Here is a 23,679-nt window from a genome sequence, read left to right as displayed (position 1 = left end):
AAAAAGCCCGCCCGGAACCCCGGGCGGGCAAACACTGCCTCTCGCTCCCTATCTTTCAACGTGCCGCCGGCTTCATCCCTGCCGGCACCGCATCCGCCGCCAGCGGCGTACGATTCGCCAGCCCCAGCACCACCTGCCAGGCAAACGACACCGCGCCGACGATAAACACCACGTCGCCGAAGGTGCGCACCCAGCGCAGGGTCTGCAGGATGGGCTGCTGCATGAAGGCCTCGCTGCGCGCATACCAGGTGCCATGCTCGACGCTGGCCAGGAACTGGATGATGCCGATCGGCAGCAGGCTGGTGCCGATCATCAGCACCAGGCCGAGGTTCAGCCCCCAGAAGGCGGTCTTCATCAGCGTTGGGCTGAGCCGGTAGGCCGGGCGCACGTAGCGCAGCACCAGCAGCGTGAAGCCCAGCGCCAGGAACCCGTACACCCCGAACAGCGCGGCATGGGCATGCACTGGCGTGGTGTTCTGTCCCTGGATGTAGTACAGCGCGATCGGCGGGTTGATCATGAAGCCGAACACCCCGGCGCCCAGCATGTTCCAGAACGCCACCGCGACAAAGCACATCAGCGGCCACTTCAGGTCTGCCATCCACGGCGCGCGCCGCTTCAGGCTCCAGTTCTCCCAGGCCTCATGGCCCAGCACGATCAGCGGCACCACTTCCAGCGCGCTGAAGGCGGCGCCCACTGCCATCACGGGCGTGGTGGTGCCGGCAAAGTACAGGTGGTGGAAGGTGCCGGGAATCCCGCCCAGCATGAACAGCGAGGCCGAGGCCAGGCTGGCGGCCGTTGCCATCGGGCGCGACACCAGGCCGAGCGTGGAGAAGATGAAGGCCAGCGCGGTGGTGGCAAAAACTTCGAAGAACCCTTCCACCCACAGGTGCACCACCCACCAACGCCAGTACTCCATCACCGTCAGGCTGGTGCGTTCGCCGTAGGCCAGGCCCGCGCCGTAGAACAGGCCGATTGCCACCACCGACGAGGTCAGCAGCGCCAGCAGGTTGCGGTCGGTGCCGCGCGCGCGCAGCGCCGGCAGGATGCCGCGCATCATCAGCACCAGCCAGATCAGGATGCCGGCGAACTTGCCGATCTGCCACAGCCGGCCCAGGTCGACATACTCATAGCCCTGGTGGCCCAGCCAGAAGTTCAGGTGAGCAGGCAGCTTCTGCGCGATCGCCAGGTAGTTGCCGGTGAACGATCCCACCACCACGACCACCAGTGCCCAGAACAGGACGTCGACGCCCAGGCGCTGGTACTTCGGGTCCTTGCCGCCGTTGATCAGCGGCGCGAGGAACAGGCCCGCGGCCAGGAAGCCGGTGGCGATCCAGAACAGCGCGCTCTGGATATGCCAGGTGCGCACCAGTGCGTAGGGGAACCACTGCGAGACGTCGATGCCGTAGAACTTCTGGCCTTCGACGGTGTAGTGCGCGGTAAAGCCGCCCAGGAACACCTGGAACACGAATAACGCCACCACCAGGAACAGGTACTTGCCGAGCGCGCGCTGCGACGGCGTCAGCGCCACGGCCAGCAGCGGATCGCGTGCCGGCGCCTGCGGCGGCGCGTCTTCCTTGCCGCGCAGGAAGGCCCATGCCCATACCAGGAAGCCGACCCCGGCCAGCAGCACCACCACGCTGATTACCGACCACACCACGTTCTCGCTGGTGGGCTGGTTGCCGATCAGCGGCTCGTGCGGCCAATTGTTGGTGTAGGTGGCTTCGTGCCCCGGGCGCGCGGTCGATGCGGCCCACGCGGTCCAGAAGAAGAAGTGCGTGAGTTGTTCGCGGCGCTCGGCGCTGGGCAGCGTGTTCTCCTTCATCGCGTAGTGCTCGCGCGTGGTGTGCAGCGCCGGCGCGTCGGAGAAGAGCTGGTCGTAGTAGGCGGCGGTGTCGGCAATGGCCTGCGCGCGGCGCTTCGACACGGTCAGCACGTTGGTGGCCGGATCGGTGGCATTGCCGCGGTACTCGGTGCGCAGCTGCTCGCGCAGCGCGGCCTGCGCCGGCGCGTCGAGTTGCGCATAGGGCCGGCCGTTGGCGTCCTGCGCGGCCAGCTCCAGCCACGCGCTCAGTTCGCGGTGCAGCCAGTCGGCGGTCCAGTCCGGCGCCTGGTAGGCGCCGTGGCCCCAGATGGAGCCCAGCTGCATGCCGCCCACGGATTGCCAGGCGGTCTGGCCGTCCAGGATCTCTTCACCGGTGAAGAGCGTGCGGCCCTCGGTCGTGACGACCTTGGCCGGCATTGGCGGGGCCTGCCGGTACACCTCGACGCCGTAGTAGCCGAGCAGGGAGAACGTGACCGCCAGCACGGCGATCAGCAGGAACCAGAGTCTGCGGTAGGAACCCATGATGCGAAGTCGTTGGTTATGGTGGCGGGAGGGCTCAGGCGTGCGTCGAGCAACCGCAGCCAGTGGCTTGCGCGGCGGCGGTGGCGACCTCGAACAGCACGTTGTTTTCCAGGTGGATGTGTTCCATCAGGTCTTCGCGCAGCGTGCGCAGGCCCAGGTAGAGCGCGCGCCAGGTATTGCAGGCCGCGCGCGGCAACGTGATGTCGTTGGTCAGCGCCGCCAGCCGCTGCAACGCCACGCCGTGGTCGTCATGCTCGGCGCGCATCACCGTGATCGGCCGGCCCGCGGCGGCATGCAGGCCGCGCGACAACATCGGGAACAGCACCTGCTCTTCCTTCTGCATATGCGTTTCCAGCTCGCCCAGCATCTCGCTCAGGTGGTCGGCCAAGCCAAGCGGGCAATCGGGCCGGTCACCGTGCACCTGCTCGACGCGCCGCGCCAGGCGGATCAGCTCGGGCAACTGCTCGCGGTGGCGCGCATGGAAGCGCGTGAGGATATGTTCGATCAGCTCGGCCGGCGCCGCCGTGTTCCAGTCCTGTGCCGACGGCCCTTCGTCCTGCAGCGCGCGCAGTTGGGCGTCGATGGTGCCGACGGCAGCCGCATCGAGACCCTTTTGCTGCGCGGCGTCGCGCAGGGTCTGCTTGCCTCCGCAGCAGAAGTCCAGCCCGTAGTCGTGGAAGATCCGGGTGGCACCAGGGATCAGGCGGGCCAGTTGGCCAAGCGAGTGGTCCTGCAAGGTCATGATGGTTGCTCCATGTGTAAGTTATGGCCTGCACGACTTACGCGAGGAGCGTGCCTAAAAAAAACCTATCCAGATCAATGGGTTGAAACACTGACGGTAATTAATACCCTATACTTCTCGCGGTACTTATCACCCTTACGGTATTTTTAACCATGCTACCGAGCGCGATGTATCCCGAGTTGCTGGCCGACCTTGTCACCGACCTGCCGCATGCGGTGCGCCTGCAGCGGCTGGTCAGCATGCTGCGCACGCATTTCCGCTGTGGCGCGGTGGCGCTGCTGCGGCTGGAAGAAGACCACCTGCGCCCCGTTGCGGTCGATGGCCTGGTGCGCGATGCGCTGGGCCGGCGCTTTGCGGTCGGCCTGCACCCGCGCCTGGCCGCGATCCTGGCGCGGCGCGGGGTGACCTGCTTCCATCACGACAGCATGCTGCCCGACCCATACGACGGCCTGATCGACGAGCACGTTGGCGAGCCGCTGCCGGTGCACGACTGCATGGGCACCAGCCTGGCCGTGGACGGCCAGCCCTGGGGCGCGCTGACGCTGGATGCGCTGGCGATCGGCACCTTCGATGCCGCGGCCCAGGCCGAGCTGCAGCGGCTGACGGTGATCGTGGAAGCGGCCATCCGCACCACCCGGCTGGAAGGCGAGATCCGCGCGCTGCAGCTGGCACGCGGCACGCCCGAGGCCGACGAAGGCACGGCCCAGCATGGCGACATCGGCGGCGAGATCATCGGCCAGAGCGAGGCCATCGCCAACCTGCTGCATGAGCTGGAGGTGGTGGCCGATACCGACCTGCCGGTACTGCTGCTGGGCGAGACCGGCGTGGGCAAGGAGCTGTTCGCGCACCGGCTGCACCGCCAGTCGCGCCGGCGCGCGCAGCCGCTGGTGCATGTCAACTGCGCGGCGCTGCCGGAGTCGCTGGCTGAAAGCGAGCTGTTCGGCCACGCGCGCGGCGCGTTCTCGGGCGCGACCGGCGAGCGCCCGGGACGCTTCGAGGCCGCCGACGGCGGCACCCTCTTCCTCGATGAAGTCGGCGAACTGCCGCTGGCGATCCAGGCCAAGCTGCTGCGCACCCTACAGAACGGCGAGATCCAGCGGCTGGGCTCGGACCGCCCGCGCCGCGTCAACGTGCGCGTGATTGCCGCGACCAACCGCAACCTGCGCGAGCATGTGCGCGACGGCTCGTTCCGCGCCGACCTGTACCACCGCCTGTCGGTCTACCCGATCCCGATCCCGCCGCTGCGCGAGCGCGGCAACGACGTGCTGCTGCTGGCCGGGCGCTTCCTGGAGCTGAACCGCGCGCGCCTGGGGCTGCGCAGCCTGCGGCTGTCAGGCGGTGCGCAGGATGCGCTGCGCAGCTACCGCTGGCCCGGCAACGTGCGCGAGCTGGAACACGTGATCAGCCGCGCGGCGCTGCGTGCCGTCAGCCGTGGCGCGGGCCGCAATGACATCGTGACGCTGGAGCCTGAACTGCTCGACCTCGACGGACTGGAAGTGCCCGCAGCACACCATGCCGGCGCCGGCATGGCCAGCGCGTTCGCCGCCCCGGCGCTTGCTGCAGGCATCACCCTGCGCGACGCGGTCGAGCAAACCCAGCGCGCCTGCATCGAACAGGCATTGAAGGACCAGGGTGGCAATTGGGCGCAGGCAGCGCGCCAGCTGGGTATCGATGCCAGCAACCTGCACAAGCTGGCCAGGCGGCTGGGGTGCAAGTGACTGACACACTCGGGTGCCAGGATGCAGACATGGCGATGCGCGCCATTACCGCATAAGCTAGTCCGGGTGTGCCGCCCGCATGTCGGCATCGCCGTGTGCAGCAACTGCCGCCCCGCTGCGCGCACGCCCACCACCGGAGATTCCCGTGATGATGACCGCAATGCAAACCTTCTGGCCGCTCGGCTTCCGGCCGTTTCCCACCTTCTTCTCCGGCGCGCAGCAGGTCGAGGCCATGCAGGCCGACCTGGCGGACAACTGGCGCCGCATGGCCGAACTCAACCTGGAGTTCGCCCGCACCATGTATGAGGAGTTGCAGTTCGATGCCATGGGCGCGATCCTCGCGCCGGAGCCAGAGGCCTTCTATGCGCGCGAGATTGCCTGCGAGCTGCCGCTGATCGGCGGCCCGCTGCACTATGCATCGGCCATGCTGGAGCTGTACGCCCGGGCCCAGCAGAAGTGGATCGATGGCTGGGGCCACCTGCTGACGCGGGGCCTGATGCCTGACTGGCAAGACATGCAAAAGGACGTCACCGACGTCCCCTTCTGGCTGGTCCGCGAAACCCCGCGGCCGGCATGACCCGGCCGCCCCCGCCTTGCGCCGTCGCGGCGATCATCCCGATCGGTTCGCCCGGCGCCAGGTAGTGGCGCGCGCGCACCCCTTGCCTGCCACCTGTTGCGTCGGCGCACCCACTGCCAAGCCAGCCGCGCAGCCCGGTATCATGCTGGCTGACGAGATCGCGGATCGCCGGAACCAACGCCCGGGTCTCGGGACGCGCTCCGCCTTCAATGCCCTCATATTCCCTGGTTCTCCTGCTTACCGTCGCCGTGGTCGCCTGCATCGGCATGGCCATCGCCACCTGGCCGCGGCGCGACGATCCGACCGTCCAGGCGTTCCTGGTGCTGGCATTCGGCGCGGCGACCTGGAGCGGCGGCCGCCTGCTCGAGATCAGCTCCACGGACCTGGAAGGGCGCATCCTGTGGGCCAAGATCCAGTACCTCGGGATCGTCGCCGTGCCGATCGGTTGGCTGGTGGCGATGGTGCACCTGAGCCGCCCGCGCTATGTGGTGCCCTGGTCCAGGCTGTGGCTGCCCGTGCTGGTGGCCGTGGTCACCGTGGTGATGGTCTTCACCAACGAGCGCCACCGGCTGATCTGGCCGCGCATCACGCTGATGCCTCCCGGCGTACTGCCCGGCGCGGTGTTCGACCATGGCATCGGCTATGCCGCGGTGGCGGCCTGGTCGTACCTGCTGCTGGGGGTGAGCCTGCATTTCCTGGTGACGGCCGAAGTGCCCAACGGGGCCTTGTCGCGGCGGGGCCGCGCCATCCTGGCGTCGGGCCTGGCCTTGCCCCTGGTTGCCAATGTCGCCTACCTCAACCGCTGGACCGGGCCGCTGGGCGGGGACCTGACGCCGGCGACGTTCTCGCTGATGGCGGCGCTGGTCTGGTTCTGCGCGCTGCGCACGCACCTTGACGATATCGGCCACTACGCCCGCCTGCAGGTGTTCGATGCCCTCAGCGAGGGCTGCGTGATCGTCGACAGCCATGGCGCCATCGTCGAATTCAACCCGGCCGCCGCGCAGCTTTGGCCGGCCCTGCGCCGCGGCGACCCACTGCCCTCCGGCTGGGAAGCCGCGCTGCAGCACTCGCCTGCCGACACTGCCAGCCTCGCGGCCACGCCTTTCGTGCCACCGGGCGCGCCCTTCGAGCTTACCGTGGAGCGTGTCGCCCGCCTGGACGGCAGGCAGATCGGCAGCCTGCTGTTTTTGCGCGACATCAGCCGCTTCCAGTCGCGCGAGCTGGCCCTGACCGCGCGGCTCGGCCAGACCGAAGAGCAGTTGTGGCAGGTGCAGGCCGACCTGGACATCGACGCCCTGACCGGCATCCGCAACCGACGCTACTTCCAGCGCGAGTCGATCGCGGCCGTGACCCGGGCGTGCGAGCGCAGCCAGGCGCTGGGCCTGCTGATCCTGGATGTGGACCAGTTCAAGCAATACAACGACCTGCATGGCCACGTGGCCGGCGACGACTGCCTGCGGCAGATTGCCGGCGCCCTGGCCCGCACGCTCTCCGGCGAGCAGTTCTGCGCCCGGCTGGGCGGCGAGGAATTCGCGGCGGTGCTGCCCGGCGCCACGCGTGAAGAGACCCGTGACGTGGCGCGCCGCATGGTGGCCGTTGTGCGCGATCTCGGCATCGCGCACAACGGCACGCCGGTGCAGCCGGTGGTCACCATCAGCGTGGGCGCGGTCTGGACCGTGCCGGAAGCGCCGCGGCTGGAGCCGCTGCTGCACCGCGCCGACAGCGCTATGTACCGGGCCAAGCGCGCGGGACGCAACCGCTTCATGCTGGACGGCGACGCCTGAGCGGCACGGCTACGACGCCGCACCTGCCCGCCCCACGGTGGCGCCATGCAAGGCCACCAGCCGCGCCGCCGCCTGGCTGACCCATGCAGGCCGCGGCGCGGCGTCGAGCCAGTACTTGACCTCCAGGCCCAGCGCGGTATCGCCGCTGATCACCAGCCGGCGCTGGAAGAACAGCGTGTCGGTATCGGCCTCGCCGCCCAGCAGGCGCAGGTAGTCGACCGCGCAGGCGCGCAGCGTCAGCTCAGGCTCGGCGTCCGCTGCCGCGGCACGAAAGCGCCCGCCTTCGCAGCGGAACGGCACGGCCAGCCCAAGGTCCTGCACCGTCAGCAGGAAGGCGTGTCCGTCCAGTGCGGCCGGTGGCTCCAGCCATCCCGCTCGGCGCGCCAGCTCCAGCGCCGCCACCAGCGGCAGCGCCCTGGCACGGGCGGGCATGCGCCGGTGCACGCCCGCGATCAGCTTGTGCAGCGCGCTCATGCCCGGGCCTCCCAGGCGATGCCCGCGCTGCCGTGCCAGTAGCCGTTGCAGGGCTGGGCGCCGGTCGGCGTGATGCCGCTGGCAGCGGGTGCCTGTTCACCAGCACGAATCGCCGCGAGCTGTTGCACCACCTGCAGCGTGCCGGACGAATGCGGGCTCACGCGCAGCATCCCCACCCCCATCCGCGCCATCGCCAACGCCTCTGCGCACAGGTCCAGGCAGGTGGCGCTCTGCGTCTGCACGCCGTTGAGCGTGAAGAACGCCTGCCCCTCGCCGGTGGCTGCCACCAGGCCGTCGGGATAGTCCATGCAGCGGAACTCGCAACTGTCCTTGCGCAGGCGATGGTGGCGCGCGGTAAAGCAGCGCGCCGAGAACGCCAGCGGCAGCCGGCCCCAGACAAGGGCTTCCAGGCGCATGCCGGTGGGGCGCGCCGCTGCCAGCGCGGCCAGTGTGGCGCCATCCATCTCCACCGGCGCGACGCAGCCGGCCGCGCCCAGCCCGGCCAGCCACGCCAGCGTATCGGCGTGGTAGACATTGAGGTGGGGGCCGCCGACAAAGGGCCGCCCTTGCATGCAGCGCACCGCGCCAAGGTCGTTGGCCTCGACCAGGTAGTCGTCCTGGGCGCAGGCGCGGCGCATCCAGGCGATGTCAGTGTCGGACTCCACCAGCACCGGCGTGGACAGCACCACCTCCTTGCCGGCATCGCGCAGCATTTGCGCAATCTCCAGCCATTGCGCATGGCGGACTTCATGGCGGCGCGTGCAGACGGTCTCGCCGAGATAGACGCGGTCGACCGGCGCATCGGCGACCGACGCATAGAACTGCATCACGGCCTCGCGCGGCCAGTAGTACAGCAGTGGGCCCAGGGCGATGCCGAAGTCGGGCATCGCTACGGTTTGCGGCATCGCGGCCGCGGCAATCTCTGGCATGGGAAGCTCCGTCATGGCCGGTTCAAGGCAGATCGATGTCATGGGTGTCACCGCCACGGCCGGTCATAGGCGCCTTGCGTGACCTGGTCGCCTTCGGCATGGCGCCCCAGCGTGCTCTGCCACTCTTGCCGCGGCACGAAGCGTGCCGGATCGGCGCAGGCCGCGTCGATGGCCGCGCGCAGCACACCGACCACATCGCCCACATAGCGCGGGCTGCGCTGCCGGCCTTCGATCTTGATGGCAGCGATGCCCATGTCGATCAGCGCCGGCAGCAGCGACAGCGCATTGAGGCTGGTGGGCTCTTCCAGCACGTAGCCGCGCTCGCCCTCCACCTCGAAGCGGCCCTTGCACAGCGTGGGATAGCCGGCCGGCTCGCCCGGCGCATAGCTGTCGATCAGGATGCCCGACAGCCGCGCCTGCATGGTGCCGTCCTGCTCGGTCCAGCGCACCGCGTGCGCGGGCGAGCAGACGCCCTTGTTGTTGGGCGAGTCGCCGGTGGCGTAGGACGACAGCAGGCAGCGCCCCTCGGCCATCACGCACAGGCTGCCGAAGCCGAACACCTCCAGCTCCACGCTGGTCTGGCGCGCCAGCTTGCCGATCTGCGCCAGCGACAGCACGCGCGGCAGCACCACGCGGCGGATATGGAAGCGCTCGCGCATCAGCTCGATGGCGTCGGCGTGCGTGGCCGAACCCTGCACCGACAGGTGCAGGCGCAAGCCCGGATGGCGCTCGCACGCATAGTCCATCAGGCCGGCGTCGGCCATGATGACCGCGTCGGCGCCAAGGTCCGCCGCCGCATCGACCGCGCGCTGCCATTGGGCCACCGCGCCCATCTGGGCAAAGGTGTTGATCGCGAACAGCACCTCGGCGCCGCGCGCGTGGGCTTCGGCCACGCCGGTGCGGATGTCGGCCTCGGTAAAGTTCAGGCCGCCGAAGTTGCGCGCGTTGGTGGCATCGCGCAGGCCCAGGTAGACCGCGTCGGCGCCGTGCTGCAGCGCCATGCGCAGGGCCGCCAGCGAACCGGCGGGCGCAACGAGCTGGGGCCGGCGCGGCACGTTCGCCGCGGTGGATGGAGCTGGGGAGGCAGGGGTCATCGGTGATGGCGCCGGCGGCGGCGCGAAGATGAAGACAGCCGCCGATGCTAGCCAAGCGCTTGCAGCAGGGGCTTGACCGCGCGCAAACCCACGCCAACCGCACACCGCCCGCGCCGGCCTATGCCGGTCGGCGTAGGCCGATGGCAGGCCACCACCGCGCGCTTGACCTGCGGCAAACGCCGGCACGTGCCGCTGTGCCACGCTTGCCCGGTCATCCACGCGGCTGGCCGCACGCCGGCCCCGCGCCCATCCTCTTCCGGAGATTTTATGAATCAACCCTGGCTCAAGCTGGCCGGCCGCCGCCTGCTGCCCATCGTGCAGGGCGGCATGGGCATCGGCATCTCGGCCCACCGGCTGGCCGGCGCCGTCGCGCGCGAGAACGGCGTCGGCACCATCGCCAGCATCGACCTGCGCCACCACCACCCCGACCTGATGGAACGCACCCGCGGCAGCCGTGACAAGCCCGCCATCGAAGCCGCCAACCTCGAAGCGCTGGATCGCGAGATCCGTGCCGCGCGCACGGCGTCCGAGGGCCGCGGGCTGATCGCCGTCAACGTGATGAAGGCGGTGGGCTCGCACGCCGCGCTGGTGCGGCAATCCTGTGAAAGCGGCGCCGATGCCATCGTCATGGGCGCTGGCCTGCCGCTGGACCTGCCCGAACTGACCGCCAGCCACCCCAGGGTGGCGCTGATCCCGATCCTGTCCGAGGCGCGCGGCATCGGCCTGGTGCTGCGCCGCTGGATGAAGAAGGGCCGCCTGCCCGATGCCATCGTGGTCGAGCATCCGGCCCATGCCGGCGGCCATCTGGGCGCGGCCAGCATCCAGGACCTGTCAGAGCCGCGCTTTTCGTTTTCGCGCGTGCTGGCCGAATGCCGCGAACTGTTTGCGCAGCTCGGGCTGGCCTGGGACAGCATTCCGCTGATCCTGGCCGGCGGCATCGACAGCCATGCCAAGGTGCGCCACTGGCTGGGCGAGGGCGCCGCCGCGGTGCAGCTGGGCACGGCCTTCGCCGTGACCGAGGAATGCGATGCCCACCCGGCCTTCAAGCAGGTGCTGGCCACGGCGCGGCCCGAGACCCTGCGCGAGTTCACCAGCGTGGCCGGGCTGCCCGCGCGCGCCGTGCTGACGCCGTGGCTGTCGCGCTACCTGTCGAGCGAGTCGCGGCTGCAGCGCCGCGCCAGGCCGCGTGAATGCCTGGAGGGCTTCGACTGCCTGCAGGCGTGCGGGCTGCGCGACGGCATTGCCCGCATCGGCCAGTTCTGCATCGACCTGAAGCTGGCGCAGGCCGTGCGCGGCGACGTGGAGCGCGGCCTGTTCTTCCGCGGCCGGGGTGCGCTGCCCTTCGGCGAGGCGATCCGGCCGGTGGCGGAGCTGATGCACTATCTGTTGACGGGGGAAAAGCCCGCCGGGCTGGCGCCAGCCTGACGGCAACAGCTTCAGCAATCTGAGCGAGCCAACCCGCAAGGCCGGCAAGTGCAACGGGCGCCGCACACCCGCAGCAGGAAAGACTTTGTCAGCAATCTGAGCGCGGCGGTAATCCGCCGCGCTTCTTCATCTCCCGCATGCATCGCAACGCTCCCAGCAGTTGCCACCCCAGCCACGCATTGGCGCCCGCCAGCAGCACGCCGCCAGCACGGGCCAGCGGCGCCGGCGCCAGCGGCACCGCCAGCAGCAGGACGTAGGCAGCCAGCAGCAGCCATGCCTGCCGCCGTTGCCGGCCCGGCACGATGATGGCCTGCATGGCCGGCACCCGCGCGCGCGGCGGCAGCAGCCGGCGCAGGTGCAGCCAGGCCAGGAACGGCACGATCTTGCCGAGCATGGCCGTGACCGGCAGCACGCCCACGCCGACCAGCGCCATGGTGCCGGCCCACCATGCCAGCGGCAGCCCGGTGGCGGGCAGCACCACGGCCGCCGCCCCCAACAGCGCCGCGCCTGCCATGCTGGCGCATGCCACCGGCCAGAGCAGCCACAGCGGATCATGGCGCCGCCGCGCGCGCAGCGTGCCGGCCAGCCCGCATGCGCCCACCACCGCCACGAACGCCAGCCACACGAGCAGCACGCCATACGCCAGCGCACGGTGATCCGGCCACAGCATTGCCGCGGCGCTGAACAGCGCCAGCGGCAACCAGTGCGCCATGGGCAGCCAGCGCCCGATCGCCGCCGGCAGGCGTGGCACCTGCCAGAACATCGGCAGCACGGTGGTGGCCACGCCGGTCACCAGTGCCGCCAGCCAGCCGCCCAGCGCCCACGCCATATGCAGGCCGAGCCAGCGCGCCACCGGCACGCGCCACCAGCCGCCGAAGGCGCCGGCCAGCACCATGCCGCACAGCACCGCGACCATCAGCGGCGCGCCGATGCCGGCAAGGGTGCGCGTGGTGGCATCCACTGCGGCCACGCGCCGGCCCGCAGCCAGCAGGATGGCCCCGGCCAGCAACAGGATCACGGCCACGGCCGCAGCCGCCTGCATCGCCACAGGCTCGCCGCCGAGCAGGCCAATGCCCAGGGCAGTGGCCACGCCCGCGCCGGCCGCGGCCATGAACGGCGCAAGCAGCCCCGCACCCGGCACGGCCACGCCGGCCACCACCGGCATCATCTGGAACAGCGCGCCCACCATGACCGGCAGCAGCATGCCCAGCGCCAGCACATGCACCGCCACCAGCGCCAGTGGCGCAAAGCGGTCCGGCAAGCCGCCGGGCGGACCGGCGGCAAGCAAGACTCCCGCCGCAGCACCAAGCCACGGCGCCGGCATCAGGCAGCCGAACACCACGGCCAGGCGCGGGGCGCGTTCATAGTCGAAACTGGCTGCCTTCACGCCTTGCTTCTCCCCATCAATGTTGGGACCCGATGCTAGGCCAGGGCAGGTCGTGGGGATTTGACCGCAGATAAAGTCCGACGATGTATCCCCGCGCCATGCGGTGGAGCGATATGTCACGACGTGACAGGCCTGGTGTGTGGGCGGTATTCCCCGCAAATGACAAGCCGATGCGCCGCCGGCCGCACATGCCAGACGCCGAAGCCGGGTTTTCTTGATCTGGCGCAGGAAGCCCCGCGTGCTGCGCAGGGAAAATTGCCCTCGATGCCAGCGCGCAGCCATGCACGCGCCGGCCGCCGGGCCACCACCCGGCTTCCCCCGACTGGTAGCCCCCGATACCGCCATGTTCCGAACCGATCCTCCAGCCGCCAGCGCCGCGGCGGACTTCCGCGCCGCCGGCCTGCCGGCGCTGCGCGACCGCCTCTCCACCCGCATCATCTCGCTCTCGCTGGCCGTGCTGCTGGTGGTGCTGGGCATGATTGCCGGCACGCTGTGGCTGTCATGGAAGCTGGAGGGCGCGGGTGCCGCCATCAATGACGCCGGCAGCCTGCGCATGCGCGCCAACCGCGTGGCGATCGAACTGACGCTGGCGCAGGCGCGCCAGGACAATGCACTGGCCGAGCAGGTGCAGGCGCTGGACGCCACGCTGGCCCTGCTCAGGAAAGGCGACGCGGCGCGCCCGCTGTTCCTGCCGGACGAACCCGCCATCCATGCCCAGATGACCCGTGTCACGCAGGGCTGGCAACAACGTCTGCGCCCGCTGGCGGTAGCCGGAACGGGCGAGCACGCAGCGCCGGCAAGCTATATCGCCGCACTGCCCGGCTTCGTCGCGCAGGCCGATCGCCTGGTTGGCATGATCGAGCATGACAGCGCGCGCAAGACCGACTGGCTGCGCTTGTCGCAGATCGCGCTGGCGGCAATGGCCTGCGTCGGCACCGTGGCCGTGATCTACCTGCTCTACCTGTGGATCATCCTGCCGGTGCTGCGGCTGCAGGACGGCCTGCGGCGCATGGCCGCGCGCGAGTTCTCGCTGCGCCTGCCGGTGGAAAGCCGCGACGAGTTCGGCACCCTCAGCGAAGGCTTCAACCGCATGGCCGGCGAACTGCAGGGGCTGTACCACGACCTGGAGACGCGCGTGGCACAGAAGACCGCCGAGCTGGAACGCCAGAACCGCGACCTGGAGACGCTCTACGACATGGCCGCCTTCCTGAACCAGGCCGCCGATGCCGAGGCCATGGCGCGCGGCTTCCTGGAACGCGTGATGCGCCAGTTCGATGCCGATGGCGGCAGCGTGCGCGTGCTGGACAGCCGCCATGGCAGGATGCACCTGCTGGCAGCCGCCGGCCTGCCGGCCGCGCTGGCAGAATCCGAATCCTGCGCGGCGGCCAACGCCTGCCATTGCGGCGACGCCACGCGCGAGGCCGTGGTCGCCATCGTCGACCTGCGCGCGGCGCAGCGCCAGGGCGCCGCCGGGGATGCCACGCCCTGCAGCCGCAACGGCTTCCAGTCGCTGGCGGCCTTCCGCATCGAAAGCCAGCGCGGCGCCACCGGCGTGTTCGCGCTGCACTTCCGCACGCCGCGCGCGCTGCCCCCGTCAGACCGCCAGATGCTGGAAACACTGGGCCAGCACCTTGGCACCGCGCTGGAACACCTGCGCCTGTCCGCGACCGCGCGCCAGCTGGCGGTGGTGGAAGAGCGCAACCTGGTGGCGCAGGGCCTGCACGACAGCATTGCCCAGGGCCTGAACTACCTGAACCTGCAGGTGCAGCTGCTGGACGCCGCGGTCGAACGCGACGACCTGGCCGAGACCCGTGAGATCGTGCCGATGCTGCGCCACGGCGTGGAAGAGAGCTACCAGGACGTGCGCGAACTGCTGAACAACTTCCGCTCGCGGCTCGGCACCGGCGAGCTGCGACCGGCGGTGGAAGAGACCGTGGGCCGCTTTCGGCGCCAGTGCCGCACCGAGGCCACGCTCGCCATTGACGAGAGCGGCGGCGCCTGGCCGCTGGCGCCGGAGCAGCAGCTGCAGGTGCTGTTCATCCTGCAGGAGGCGCTCTCCAATGTGCGCAAGCACGCCATGGCGGCGCACGTGGCGGTGGCGCTCAGCCACGGCCGCGATTTCCGGCTGGTGGTGCAGGACGACGGCGAGGGCTTCGATCCGGAGGAAATCGCCACGCGCGCCGAAGCGCATATCGGCCTGAACATCATGCGCGAGCGCGCGGCGCGGCTGGGGGCGCAGCTGCACGTGCAGGCCCGCCCCGGCCACGGCGTGCGCATCGAACTGGTGCTGCCCGCCGGCCGCTCTTCCGGCGCCCGCGAGTTCGCCGACACCCGCCCCGCCCCCACGACCACCGAGACCCAGCCATGACCATCCGCATCCTGCTGATCGACGACCACACCCTGTTCCGCTCCGGCATCCGTGCGCTGCTGCAGCGGCAGGCCGACTTCGAGATCGTCGACGAAGCCGCCGACGGCGTGGAAGGCATCAAGCGCGCCAAGCAGCACCGTCCCGACGTGATCCTGCTGGACCTGAACATGCCCGGCCTGTCCGGCCTGGAGGCCCTGCAGCTGCTGGTGGAAGACCTGCCGCGGACCGCCGTGATCGTGCTGACCGTGTCCGAGGAAGCCGAGGAACTGGCTGCCGCGCTGCGCGGCGGTGCGCGCGGCTACCTGATCAAGAATATCGAGACCGAGGCGCTGATCGCCGGCATCCGCCGTGCCGCGGCCGGCGAGCCGGTCATCTCCGACAGCATGACCGCCAAGCTGGTGGCCCAGTTCCGCGCTCCCGCACCGGTGGCCGCGGCGCGCCAGGACGAAGCGCCGCGGCTGACCGCGCGCGAGCGCGAGATCGTGCAGGGCCTGGCGCGCGGCGAAAGCAACAAGGAGATCGCGCGCGACCTGGGCGTGGCGGAAAGCACGGTGAAGATCCACGTGCAGAACATCCTGAAGAAGCTGAACCTGGCCAGCCGCGTGCAGGTGGCCGTCTATGCCGTCGAACACGGGCTGAACGCAGCGTGCTGAACGCGGCGCAGTGACCGCCACGACAGCCCTGCATGTTGCGCGCCCGACACCCCAACGTCGTCCGATTCCTACAGCGATTTCAGCCCTAGTCCGGGGGGACGCCGGCGCCCCCTGATCTAGGCTGAACTGTAAGCAGTTGGCTCTCCGAGGCCACCCGGTCCGGAAGCCCGGCTTGCCAGATCCACAACAAGGAGCACGCCATGGGAATCGGCACCATTCTCCTGATCATCCTTATCCTGCTGCTGATCGGCGCGTTGCCGGCCTGGCCCTACAGTTCCGGCTGGGGCTACTGGCCTAGCGGCGGCCTGGGCCTGATCGTCCTGATCGTGGTGCTGCTCGTGGTGCTTGGCCGGATCTAGCGTTCCCGGCCAGCCTGCGGGCAACGCACGCCGGCTGGCGCACGCAGCGGCGCCAGCGCGGGGCTACCCTTGTCGCTGCCGCGCCGGCGCCCTATAACGAAGCGCGGGCGTGTGCCACCGCATCGCCCGGTTCCTTCCCCCATTTGCAAGGAGACCCAGATGCCAGCCAAATCCAAGGCGCAACAGCAGGCCGCGGGAGCGGCGCTCTCCGCAAAGCGCGGCGAAAAGAAGGCCGGATCGCTCAAGGGACCTTCCCGCTCGATGTATAAATCGATGAGCGAGAAGGAACTCGACAAGATGGCTTCGACCAAGACCAAGGGCATGCCGAAGCACAAGTCAGACAGTTGATCGGCAAGCTTGCTCACTCTCCCGCCCGTGGGCGAGCGAGCAAGCCCAAGCGGGCTGCCAGGGCCAGCCACCACCTGCTATCTGGCACCGCCCTTCTTTCCCCCGACCCTCCCCCTCGCCGGCCCGCCGCAATAGCCGGGCAAACGTCTTGCCCGGGCGCTGCGCGCCAGCCGGATCGACTCCGCCAGCGCCAGCCCGAATCCCGCAACGCTGCCCAGGTCCTGTTCCACCCGCTCGCGCAGGAAGGCGGCCCAGGAGAAATCGCCGGCAGCGCTGCCAGGCTTGCGGTAAGCCCCGGCCTCGCGCGCAAAGGCCGCCAGGCTGCGATAGGGATCGTCGCGCATGCCCCGCACAGTGGGCGGCAGCGCCTTCGGGCCCAGCAGCTTGCCGTGCTCGTCATAGGGATGGACATGGCCGAGACGGCGCATCCGTTTCCAGAACGCCGACGGGCTCAGGCGGCTGAAGTCATGCAGCACGCGCACCGGTGCCTGCTCGTAGCCGAGATCCAGCCACGCCCGCGCCCAGTGATGGTGATCGATGATATAGAGGCTGCCGCCCGGCCCGGCCACGGTCTTGACGCGATGGCGGCGCATGAAGCGCCGCAGCGCCGCGTGGTCGTCCGGGTTCGCGTGGCGCTGCGTGACATCCATCTTGTAGCTGACGTGGGCATAACCGAGCGTCAGCTGGGTCGGGCGCAGGCGAGCCAGTTCGGCAACGGCGTTGCCTCGCGCGCTGCGCGGCGTGCCTGGTTCAGCGCTGTCGGCTGCGGCGACGCGGCGCTCAGTCGTTCTCGGCACGCTTCTGGTCGACGAAGTGCTCAAGCTCGCTGCCCGGGTCTTCGTTGCCGGTGCTCTCTTCGGCAACCGCCTCGCGTGCGAGCGGGCGTGGCCAGTACTCACCCTCGCCGCCGCGTATGGGCTCGCCGTGGCGGGCGGGATTGAAATCCGTCCACTGGCCGCATTCCCAGTTGCCTTGCGCGCATTCCAGTGCGCTCGCCCCGGCTTCACGCAGCACGTCCACGGCAACGGAATCGAGGCCGTTGTTGACGCATGCCGCCAGCATGACGCGGTCCACCGCGCCGCTTTCCGGCGCACTGTCCGGCCCCACCGACATGATGGATACGTCCCACACGGAGAAGCCGCGCGAGAACAGGGTACGTGCCACGTCTTCGGCGCTGGCAATCGAATCGAAACGTCCGGCTACGATCGATGACATGATGACTGACTCCCATGATGGTGGCGATGGTCATGACTGCTGTCATCCACATTGCAAGAGCCACGCCTGCGCCTGCTGTGCGGCACGCCGCGCGCACGGCCTGCATGGCGCGCACGCCGGCGTGCAATATTTGCAAAGGCGGCCCCGGAACTACATGCCCCGCCCTGGCGCCTCAGCCGTTGACGACCTCGCCGCCGTTGATGTGCAGGATCTGCCCGGTGATATAGCTGGCCGCGTCGGACGCCAGGAATACAAAGCCCGCCGCCACCTCGAACGGTTGTCCCGGGCGGCCCATCGGCGTCTTCTTGCCAAACTCGGCCACTTCCTCCGCGGTGAAGGTCGACGGGATCAGCGGTGTCCAGATCGGGCCCGGCGCGACGCCGTTGACACGGATGCCGCGCTCGACCACCTGCAGCGCCAGGGAACGCGTGAACGATACGATCGCACCCTTGGTGGCGGAATAATCCAGCAGGTGCTTGCTGCCGCGATACGCGGTCACCGAAGTGGTGTTCAGTATTGACGCGCCCGACTTCAGGTGCGGCAGCACCGCGCGCGTCAGGTGGAACATCGCAAACACATTGGTGCGGAAGGTGGCCTCCACCTGGCTGGCGTCGACCTCTTCCAGCGAGGCCTTGGGGTGTTGCTCGGCGGCGTTGTTGACCAGGATGTCGAGCTTGCCGTACTGCTGCAACGCCTGTCGCGCCACGGCCTCGGCATGCGCGCGGTCGGCGAGGTCGCCGGCGATTGCCAGGCATTTGCGGCCCGCCCCCTCCACCAGCTCGACGGTCTCGCGCGCATCGGCATGCTCATCGAGATAGGCGATGGCGACATCGGCGCCTTCACGCGCAAAGGCCACCGCAATGGCCCGGCCGATGCCGCTGTCGCCGCCGGTAATCAGCGCCGCGCGCCCGCGCAGGCGGCCGCTGCCGACATAGTCGTCAGCGCCGCTGTCCGGCTGCGGCCGCATGGCGGACTCCAGGCCAGGTTGTCGCGACTGGTGCTGGGGCGGGATGCTGGTCGGTGTGGACATGGCTGGCTCCTGTCTGCGCGGCCGCATCGCGGCCCTTGCAGGTGCCGCGCAAATTCCATGCCGCAAACGGCGAGCCCGGGCCACGCCGCGGCCCGCGGCCGTGGCTGACACGCCGCCCGTAACCCTTACATCGCCCGGCAATCCTTACAGCGATCCGGGACGGCCAGCCCGCCTGGCCCCCGCGCGCGCGTCGGGGCACGGATATTGCGGCCATTGCAGGCATGAACATCACCGGCCCGGCGCGCCTGCGGCGGTTGCCGCACGGGCCCGCCGCACCAGGCAGTGCGGCGGAGGACGCCCGGGCCCCACAGCCAGGAGGCAACCATGTTCAACTTCCGCAACGAGCGCAGCCGCAGCGGCCCCCGCAGCGGCAGCGAAACGCAGCGCCGCGAGCGCGGCCCGGCGCAACGGACGCGCGACCAGGGCCGGGGCAGCGGCTCGGAGGACTGGGGACAGGAATGGGGCGAGGACTGGCGCGGCGACAGCAGCGGCCAATCCGCGCCTCCGGGCCGCGAACGCGAGTCCGATCTCCATGGCGGCCCGTGGTACCAGCAGGACACGCCTGCCGGCCAGCGCCGCGGCAGTTGGGGCGAACCGGGCTATGGCGCGGCCGACACGGGCGGCACCGGCCATCCGTACAGCAGCGGCTATGGTGGCTACCGGCCGGCCCCGCAGGACAGCGGCTACCGCAGCGAAGAACGCGAATCGGGCTATGGCTACCGCGATGAAGACCGCTTCGGCCCGCGCGGACGCCGCAGCGAACTCAGCGATGAGGATGACCCGCGCCAGCCTGGCCGCGGCTGGCATGGTGGTGAAGAAGAATGGGGTGAACGCGGCGGCCGCGCCATGCACTGGCGCGAAGGCATGGAACGCGACCGCGCGCAGCGCGCCGGGCAGCCGAGCTATGGCGGCGGCTATTTTGGCGATGCCGGCAGCGGTGGCCAGTCGTACAGTGGCGGCCAGCGTGTGTACCCGGATGATCCGGGCTACCGGCGCCACGCGTCCTATACGGCGCAAGCGGGAGCGCCAGGCGGCCAGCGCGCCGGGCGCCGTCCGGTCGGCCCCAAGGGCTACCGCCGCGCCGATGAGCGCGTACGCGAGGATGTGTGCGAACGCCTGGCGATGAACCCCTATGTCGATGTCCACGATGTCAGCGTGGAAGTGGCCAACGGCGTGGTGACGCTGGACGGCACCGTGCGCGAGCGCCGCGAGAAGTACGTGATCGAGGACATCGCCGATGCCGTGTTCGGAGTCACCGAGGTGAATAATCACCTGCGCGTGCAGCGCCAGCCAGGCGCCGCGTGGGCGGCGGGCTCCGAGGTCGGCGGCGACGATGCGGCCGGCACCGATACTTCGGGGATCTCGCCTGAGCGCACGCTGAACAAGAGTTGATGCGCCCATGCGCCGCCAGCCTCGCAAGCTGTGCCCGGACAGCAAGCTGATGGTGCCGCTGGATGCCCTGCGTCCCACCCAGATCACAGTAGGCGGCTACCACGTCGCGCAGAAGGTCCATGTCACCCGGCGCGTGCCGCCGGAGGACCGCGCCGCGTTCCTGGACCGGCACCGCGTACACCTGGTGATCGGTCCTGAACAGGCCCTGTACGTGGTCGATCACCATCACTGGGTGCGCGCCTGGCACGATCTGGGGCTCACCCATGTGCCGGGCGTGGTGCGCGCCGACCTGAGCGACATGGACGTGCCGGCGTTCTGGCGCCACATGGTGGCCGAGCACATGGTCCACCCTTACGACGAACACGGGCGCCGCCGTCCGCTGACGGAACTGCCTGCCGGCATCCACGACATGCGCGACGACCCGTATCGCAGCCTCGAGGCCTTCGTGCAGCTGGCCGGCGGCTATCGCAAGGTCAAGACCGCCTATATGGATTTCCGCTGGGCCGACTATTTCCGCCGCCACGTGGCGGGCCCGTTCGACACCCCGCATCACTTTGCCATCGCGCTGGCGCAGGCGTTCCGGCTGGCCCACGCCGCGGGCGCGCGCGGCCTGCCGGGCTACATCGGCCCATTGGGGTGCTGAGCCGGTTCAGCTGTCCTGGCCTGCTGCCATCGACATGGCGCAAGCCGCTATTGGGCGCCGGATACCGCCGCCGGCACGCTTGCGGACTCGGCCTGCGGCATGCCCGGCTCGCCGGTGGCCGCCTGCGGTGCGGGCCGCTCCGCGGGCCGCTCGGCGCGCTCGGCGCTGACCGGGCCGGCGCGCGCGACGGTGATCATCTCGCGCAGCCAGTTGACCAGCAGGCTGCTGTAGCCGCGCTGGCTTTCCTCTTCCGTCAGGCCGTGGTCGGCACCCTTGATCACGCGGTAGGTCATGGAGCTGGCGTGCACGCAGGCATCCACGTAGCTCATCACCGCGGCGTGCGGCACCACCTGGTCGTGCTCGGATTCGATCACCAGCACGTCGCCGGCAAATTCCGCGCAAGCGCGCAGGGCGCGGTTGCTCTCGGGCGGCACCACGCTGCGCCGGTAGGCCACCAGGTCCTGTTCGCGATGCAGCTGGCGCTTGGGCAGTTCCCAGCCCGAGTCCATGTACAGCGCCGGCGCGCGGAACGCCATCCAGCGCACCTGGCGCAGCGTGCTCAGCAGCGCAGCCAGGTAGCCGCCGTAGCTGCTGCCCACCACCGCGATGGCGTTGCGGTCCACTTCGGGCTGGCGCACCAGCACATCGTAGGCGGCCACCACGTCGGCCAGGTTGCGCATGCGGCTGACGGTCTCGTATTGCGCCTGGGTGCCGGCGTGCCCGGTCAGGTCGAAGGTCAGGCAGACGCAGCCCAGGCCTGCCACCTTGCGCGCGCGGGCCAGGTATTGCTGCTGGCTGCCGCCCCAGCCGTGGACAAACAGCACGCCCGGCAGCCTGGTTTGCGGGCTGATCAGGGTGCCGGCAATGGTGCCGCCTTCGCTTTCTATCTGCAGCAGGTCTTCATGCGTTGCCATCGGAATCAGGCTCCAGTCGTGCGTATTTGGTCAACGGACCGGCGTGCCGGTCTTCTCCCTGGAAGTAGATCTCGGCGTCGTCCGGCACGCGCACGCCCTTGCCATAGACCTCGCGCGTGGCAGCCACCACGCGGGCGCGGCGCGGATCCTCGCGCAGCGCGGCCAGCGCCGCCAGTTCGGCGCCGGTCGCGCCGCCCACCCGCCAGGACTGTTCCAGCACGCCCCCAAGCACCTGCCCGTGGCCGGCGCTGCCCGCGGGCGGGCCGAAGGCGACGTCGTAGTTGCAGCGCGACAGCACCATGTTCCCGGCATCGCCATAGCACGCGAGCGCGGCTTCGTGGTACACCATCGCGGCCCGCACCGCGGCCAGCGTGCGCGCGTCGAACGGGTGCCGCAGCAGCGCCTCGAGGCCGCCGCGCACCATCGTCAGCGTCGAGCCACCATAGACCTTCTGCCCGTGGTTGTTGGCAGTGAGCCCTTGCGTGCCGCAATAGCTGGCCCGCAGGCCCGCCAGTTCCACCTGCCCCACGCTGTAGGTCTGCGGCGCGTCCAGGTCGCGCTCCGCCACCAGGCCATGGGCTTCCACCACGTCGGGCGCCATCGCGGCAAGCGCCTCGTCCAGCGAGCGTTCGTCGTGGACCACGCGCTGGCCCAGCCCGCCGACGCCATACGGTTCTTTCAGCCGTACCGGCCCCAGCGCCAGCAGGCGCATTGCCGCAATCCGCGCGTCGCCGAGCGTGAAGGCGGTGAAGCCCGGCAGGGTAGCGCCCACCACGCGCTGCACAAAGTCCTCGGACCAGCCCTGCGGTGCTGCCGCGCCGGGTGCCACCAGGCCGTGCGTGATCGCCTTGGTGGCCACGAAGGCGTAAGGCACCACCCCGCCAAACAGGTCGCCCGCGCCCCGCACGCCGAGGTCCTGGGCCAGCTTGCGCCCCACCAGCGTCTGCGCGGGCACCAGGTACGGCACAGGCAGCCCCGCATCAGGCGCGGCGTAGGCGCCTGCAAAGGTGAGACCCGCGATGTCGGCGACCTTGCGGGCAATATTGGCAAGGGTCGTGCCATGGTGGCTGTCGGCCTTGCCCAGGGTCTCGCAACCGTAGACCATCACCGCGCGGCTGCGCGCCGGCAGGTTGCCCGGGGCGGCGCGCTTTTGATTCGTTGCCTTGCTCGGTTCGGACACGGGCGGCTCCTTGCTGGTGGCTGTCGCTCGATGGAATGGAAGGGGCCGCATGGGCTAAGAGCTGGGTGCCACGGTGGGTGAGCGGCTCCCGGCATCGCTGCCGTCCAGCCGGCGCCCGCGCGCTGCGCGCGCCTGCCGCTTGGCGGCGTGGTTCTCGCGCGCCTCGTCCAGCGAATGGCTCGACTTGATACCGTCTTCCTTGTCAGCCAGCTCGGCCAGGTGGCGATAGAAGGTCACCAGCTGGCGCAGCTCTTCCTCGTCCAGGTCCTCGATCGACACCAGCATATTGCTGGCTTCGCGGTGCGAGGCGAGCAGTTCATTGAGCTTCAGGTGGACCGCGACCGCGTCCTTGTTCTGGCTCTGCTGAATCAGGAACACCATCAGGAAGGTGACGATGGTGGTGCCGGTATTGATGACCAGTTGCCAGGTCTCGGAATAGGAAAACAATGGGCCGGTGATGGCCCACGCGGCCACCACACCGACGGCCAGCACGAATGCGACCGGCGATCCGGCCTGGCGCGTGGCCGCGCCGGCGAAGCGGTCAAACGCATGCAGCAAGCCATGCTTGCCGGATCCGGATCGATGGTCAATGCCTGGAGGGATTGGGCTGGAATTGTTCATTGTTGGCGCTCCCACAGAGTTGTGGCTTGTTTGTGATTGGCGTCATTTGGTGGCTTATGGCGCTTGGCGGGCGTGGCTCTTTGGCTTGGTGCCATGCGGTCGGTTTTCGCCCTTGGCGGGCGTGGCTGTTTCGCCGGCGTAGCCGGCGAGTCACTTTTTGTCCGAGCGACAAAAAGTAACCAAAAAACGCGTCGCCTGAGCGGCTGGCAATCAATTCCACGGCGTTGGTGGTTCGCACGGTGGTGCTTGCCGTTCGGCGTGGGTGCCCGTTCGACCCTGCTAACGCCATGTGAGTGTGGGGCAGTGCCTCCGTTAACCCACTATTGAACGATCCCCATGCAGGGTGTAGGCCGCCTGCTGCCAGCCGCATCGCGGGGACGCCTACGGCTGCTACGCAGGCCCAAAATGCGCTGACGGTCATTGGGCGCTTGCGCGAAGCGCAGCCGAAGGCGTTGATGCGATAACGCTAGAGAGCGCGGGCC

At 69.7% G+C, this 23,679-nt stretch carries 22 protein-coding genes; 10 read left to right on the top strand and 12 right to left on the bottom strand.

Translation table 11 applies throughout. The features are described 5' to 3' along the window. Nucleotides 1-55 precede the first annotated feature (55 nt). Nucleotides 56-2,344: a nitric-oxide reductase large subunit gene (locus AC1Q6V_RS10750; RefSeq protein ID WP_454750268.1), complete on the bottom strand. Its 2,289-nt coding sequence runs from the start codon at nucleotides 2,342-2,344 to the stop codon at nucleotides 56-58. A gap of 34 nt (nucleotides 2,345-2,378) precedes the next feature. After that, nucleotides 2,379-3,086, bottom strand: coding sequence for an iron-sulfur cluster repair protein YtfE (gene ytfE, locus AC1Q6V_RS10745; protein WP_454750267.1), 708 nt, complete (start codon nucleotides 3,084-3,086; stop codon nucleotides 2,379-2,381). Between the two features lie 152 nt (nucleotides 3,087-3,238). On the opposite strand from ytfE, the gene norR reads away from it, so the two are divergent. The 3 genes from norR (at nucleotide 3,239) to AC1Q6V_RS10730 (ending at nucleotide 7,165) form a co-directional block, all read left to right on the top strand. After that, on the top strand, nucleotides 3,239-4,804 hold the full coding sequence (gene norR, locus AC1Q6V_RS10740; RefSeq protein WP_011617790.1) for a nitric oxide reductase transcriptional regulator NorR: 1,566 nt from the start codon (nucleotides 3,239-3,241) through the stop codon (nucleotides 4,802-4,804). A gap of 148 nt (nucleotides 4,805-4,952) precedes the next feature. Continuing rightward, nucleotides 4,953-5,381 (top strand): polyhydroxyalkanoate granule-associated phasin, encoded by a 429-nt coding sequence (locus tag AC1Q6V_RS10735; protein ID WP_010810644.1) that lies wholly within the window; start codon nucleotides 4,953-4,955, stop codon nucleotides 5,379-5,381. Between the two features lie 209 nt (nucleotides 5,382-5,590). Further along, on the top strand, nucleotides 5,591-7,165 hold the full coding sequence (locus tag AC1Q6V_RS10730) for a histidine kinase N-terminal 7TM domain-containing protein (RefSeq protein WP_439669408.1): 1,575 nt from the start codon (nucleotides 5,591-5,593) through the stop codon (nucleotides 7,163-7,165). Nucleotides 7,166-7,174: 9 nt separating this feature from the next. On the opposite strand, the gene ubiT is transcribed toward AC1Q6V_RS10730, so the two are convergent. The 3 genes from ubiT to ubiU are packed head-to-tail and all read right to left on the bottom strand — an operon-like array spanning nucleotide 7,175 to nucleotide 9,662. Next, nucleotides 7,175-7,639: a ubiquinone anaerobic biosynthesis accessory factor UbiT gene (ubiT, locus tag AC1Q6V_RS10725; protein WP_010810646.1), complete on the bottom strand. Its 465-nt coding sequence runs from the start codon at nucleotides 7,637-7,639 to the stop codon at nucleotides 7,175-7,177. Then, nucleotides 7,636-8,568: a U32 family peptidase gene (locus tag AC1Q6V_RS10720; protein ID WP_454750266.1), complete on the bottom strand. Its 933-nt coding sequence runs from the start codon at nucleotides 8,566-8,568 to the stop codon at nucleotides 7,636-7,638. Before AC1Q6V_RS10720 ends, ubiT begins: the two co-directional genes overlap by 4 nt. Before the next feature lie 47 nt (nucleotides 8,569-8,615). Further along, the gene (ubiU, locus tag AC1Q6V_RS10715) at nucleotides 8,616-9,662 is read right to left on the bottom strand and encodes a ubiquinone anaerobic biosynthesis protein UbiU (RefSeq protein ID WP_174549461.1); all 1,047 of its coding nucleotides are present in this window, start codon (nucleotides 9,660-9,662) and stop codon (nucleotides 8,616-8,618) included. A gap of 267 nt (nucleotides 9,663-9,929) precedes the next feature. Here ubiU and AC1Q6V_RS10710 point away from each other — a divergent pair, with 267 nt between their 5' ends. Further along, entirely contained in the window at nucleotides 9,930-11,087 is a 1,158-nt protein-coding gene (locus AC1Q6V_RS10710) for an NAD(P)H-dependent flavin oxidoreductase (RefSeq protein ID WP_010810649.1), read from the top strand. Between the two features lie 88 nt (nucleotides 11,088-11,175). On the opposite strand, the gene AC1Q6V_RS10705 is transcribed toward AC1Q6V_RS10710, so the two are convergent. Continuing rightward, nucleotides 11,176-12,474, bottom strand: a complete 1,299-nt coding sequence (locus AC1Q6V_RS10705) for a hypothetical protein (protein WP_439669410.1) — start codon at nucleotides 12,472-12,474, stop codon at nucleotides 11,176-11,178. A gap of 343 nt (nucleotides 12,475-12,817) precedes the next feature. Between AC1Q6V_RS10705 and AC1Q6V_RS10700 the strand changes: the two genes are divergently transcribed. From AC1Q6V_RS10700 to AC1Q6V_RS10685, 4 genes are all read left to right on the top strand, one after another. After that, nucleotides 12,818-14,842 (top strand): type IV pili methyl-accepting chemotaxis transducer N-terminal domain-containing protein, encoded by a 2,025-nt coding sequence (locus tag AC1Q6V_RS10700; RefSeq protein ID WP_058697357.1) that lies wholly within the window; start codon nucleotides 12,818-12,820, stop codon nucleotides 14,840-14,842. Then, nucleotides 14,839-15,495 (top strand): response regulator, encoded by a 657-nt coding sequence (locus AC1Q6V_RS10695; protein WP_010810652.1) that lies wholly within the window; start codon nucleotides 14,839-14,841, stop codon nucleotides 15,493-15,495. Before AC1Q6V_RS10700 ends, AC1Q6V_RS10695 begins: the two co-directional genes overlap by 4 nt. A 200-nt stretch (nucleotides 15,496-15,695) precedes the next feature. Then, nucleotides 15,696-15,854 (top strand): DUF3309 family protein, encoded by a 159-nt coding sequence (locus tag AC1Q6V_RS10690; protein WP_010810653.1) that lies wholly within the window; start codon nucleotides 15,696-15,698, stop codon nucleotides 15,852-15,854. A 159-nt stretch (nucleotides 15,855-16,013) separates the two neighbouring features. Beyond that, nucleotides 16,014-16,202 carry a DUF3008 family protein gene (locus AC1Q6V_RS10685; protein ID WP_010810654.1) on the top strand — a complete coding sequence of 63 codons (189 nt, stop codon included), beginning with the start codon at nucleotides 16,014-16,016 and terminating at the stop codon, nucleotides 16,200-16,202. A 77-nt stretch (nucleotides 16,203-16,279) separates the two neighbouring features. Here the strand turns inward: AC1Q6V_RS10685 and AC1Q6V_RS10680 are convergent, their stop codons facing one another. The 3 genes from AC1Q6V_RS10680 to AC1Q6V_RS10670 all read right to left on the bottom strand — a co-directional run bounded on the left by AC1Q6V_RS10680 (nucleotide 16,280) and on the right by AC1Q6V_RS10670 (nucleotide 18,447). Further along, nucleotides 16,280-16,999: a ParB-like protein gene (locus AC1Q6V_RS10680; protein ID WP_010810655.1), complete on the bottom strand. Its 720-nt coding sequence runs from the start codon at nucleotides 16,997-16,999 to the stop codon at nucleotides 16,280-16,282. Continuing rightward, complete coding sequence (locus tag AC1Q6V_RS10675; protein ID WP_010810656.1) at nucleotides 16,983-17,417, bottom strand: hypothetical protein; 435 nt, start codon at nucleotides 17,415-17,417, stop codon at nucleotides 16,983-16,985. Before AC1Q6V_RS10675 ends, AC1Q6V_RS10680 begins: the two co-directional genes overlap by 17 nt. A gap of 172 nt (nucleotides 17,418-17,589) precedes the next feature. Then, complete coding sequence (locus AC1Q6V_RS10670) at nucleotides 17,590-18,447, bottom strand: SDR family oxidoreductase (protein WP_058697358.1); 858 nt, start codon at nucleotides 18,445-18,447, stop codon at nucleotides 17,590-17,592. 324 nt (nucleotides 18,448-18,771) lie between these two features. On the opposite strand from AC1Q6V_RS10670, the gene AC1Q6V_RS10665 reads away from it, so the two are divergent. Together AC1Q6V_RS10665 and AC1Q6V_RS10660 are read left to right on the top strand one after the other, a co-directional pair. Then, entirely contained in the window at nucleotides 18,772-19,839 is a 1,068-nt protein-coding gene (locus AC1Q6V_RS10665; RefSeq protein WP_010810658.1) for a BON domain-containing protein, read from the top strand. Nucleotides 19,840-19,846: 7 nt separating this feature from the next. Then, nucleotides 19,847-20,482, top strand: coding sequence for a ParB-like protein (locus AC1Q6V_RS10660; RefSeq protein ID WP_010810659.1), 636 nt, complete (start codon nucleotides 19,847-19,849; stop codon nucleotides 20,480-20,482). 47 nt (nucleotides 20,483-20,529) lie between these two features. Here AC1Q6V_RS10660 and AC1Q6V_RS10655 read toward each other — a convergent pair whose 3' ends face one another. Genes AC1Q6V_RS10655 through AC1Q6V_RS10645 form a run of 3 tightly spaced genes read right to left on the bottom strand, consistent with a single transcriptional unit; the run spans nucleotide 20,530 to nucleotide 23,197 of the window. After that, the gene (locus tag AC1Q6V_RS10655) at nucleotides 20,530-21,396 is read right to left on the bottom strand and encodes an alpha/beta hydrolase family protein (RefSeq protein WP_010810660.1); all 867 of its coding nucleotides are present in this window, start codon (nucleotides 21,394-21,396) and stop codon (nucleotides 20,530-20,532) included. Then, nucleotides 21,383-22,576 carry a DUF3182 family protein gene (locus tag AC1Q6V_RS10650; protein ID WP_011617801.1) on the bottom strand — a complete coding sequence of 398 codons (1,194 nt, stop codon included), beginning with the start codon at nucleotides 22,574-22,576 and terminating at the stop codon, nucleotides 21,383-21,385. The genes AC1Q6V_RS10655 and AC1Q6V_RS10650 overlap by 14 nt, the downstream gene beginning before the upstream one ends. A gap of 54 nt (nucleotides 22,577-22,630) precedes the next feature. Further along, nucleotides 22,631-23,197 carry a low affinity iron permease family protein gene (locus AC1Q6V_RS10645; RefSeq protein ID WP_037024718.1) on the bottom strand — a complete coding sequence of 189 codons (567 nt, stop codon included), beginning with the start codon at nucleotides 23,195-23,197 and terminating at the stop codon, nucleotides 22,631-22,633. Nucleotides 23,198-23,679 lie beyond the last annotated feature (482 nt).

Source organism: Cupriavidus sp. GW823-FHT07B10 (genome assembly GCF_058794355.1).
Note: the sequence above shows the minus strand (reverse complement) of the source record. Positions and strands in the feature narration are given on the sequence as shown.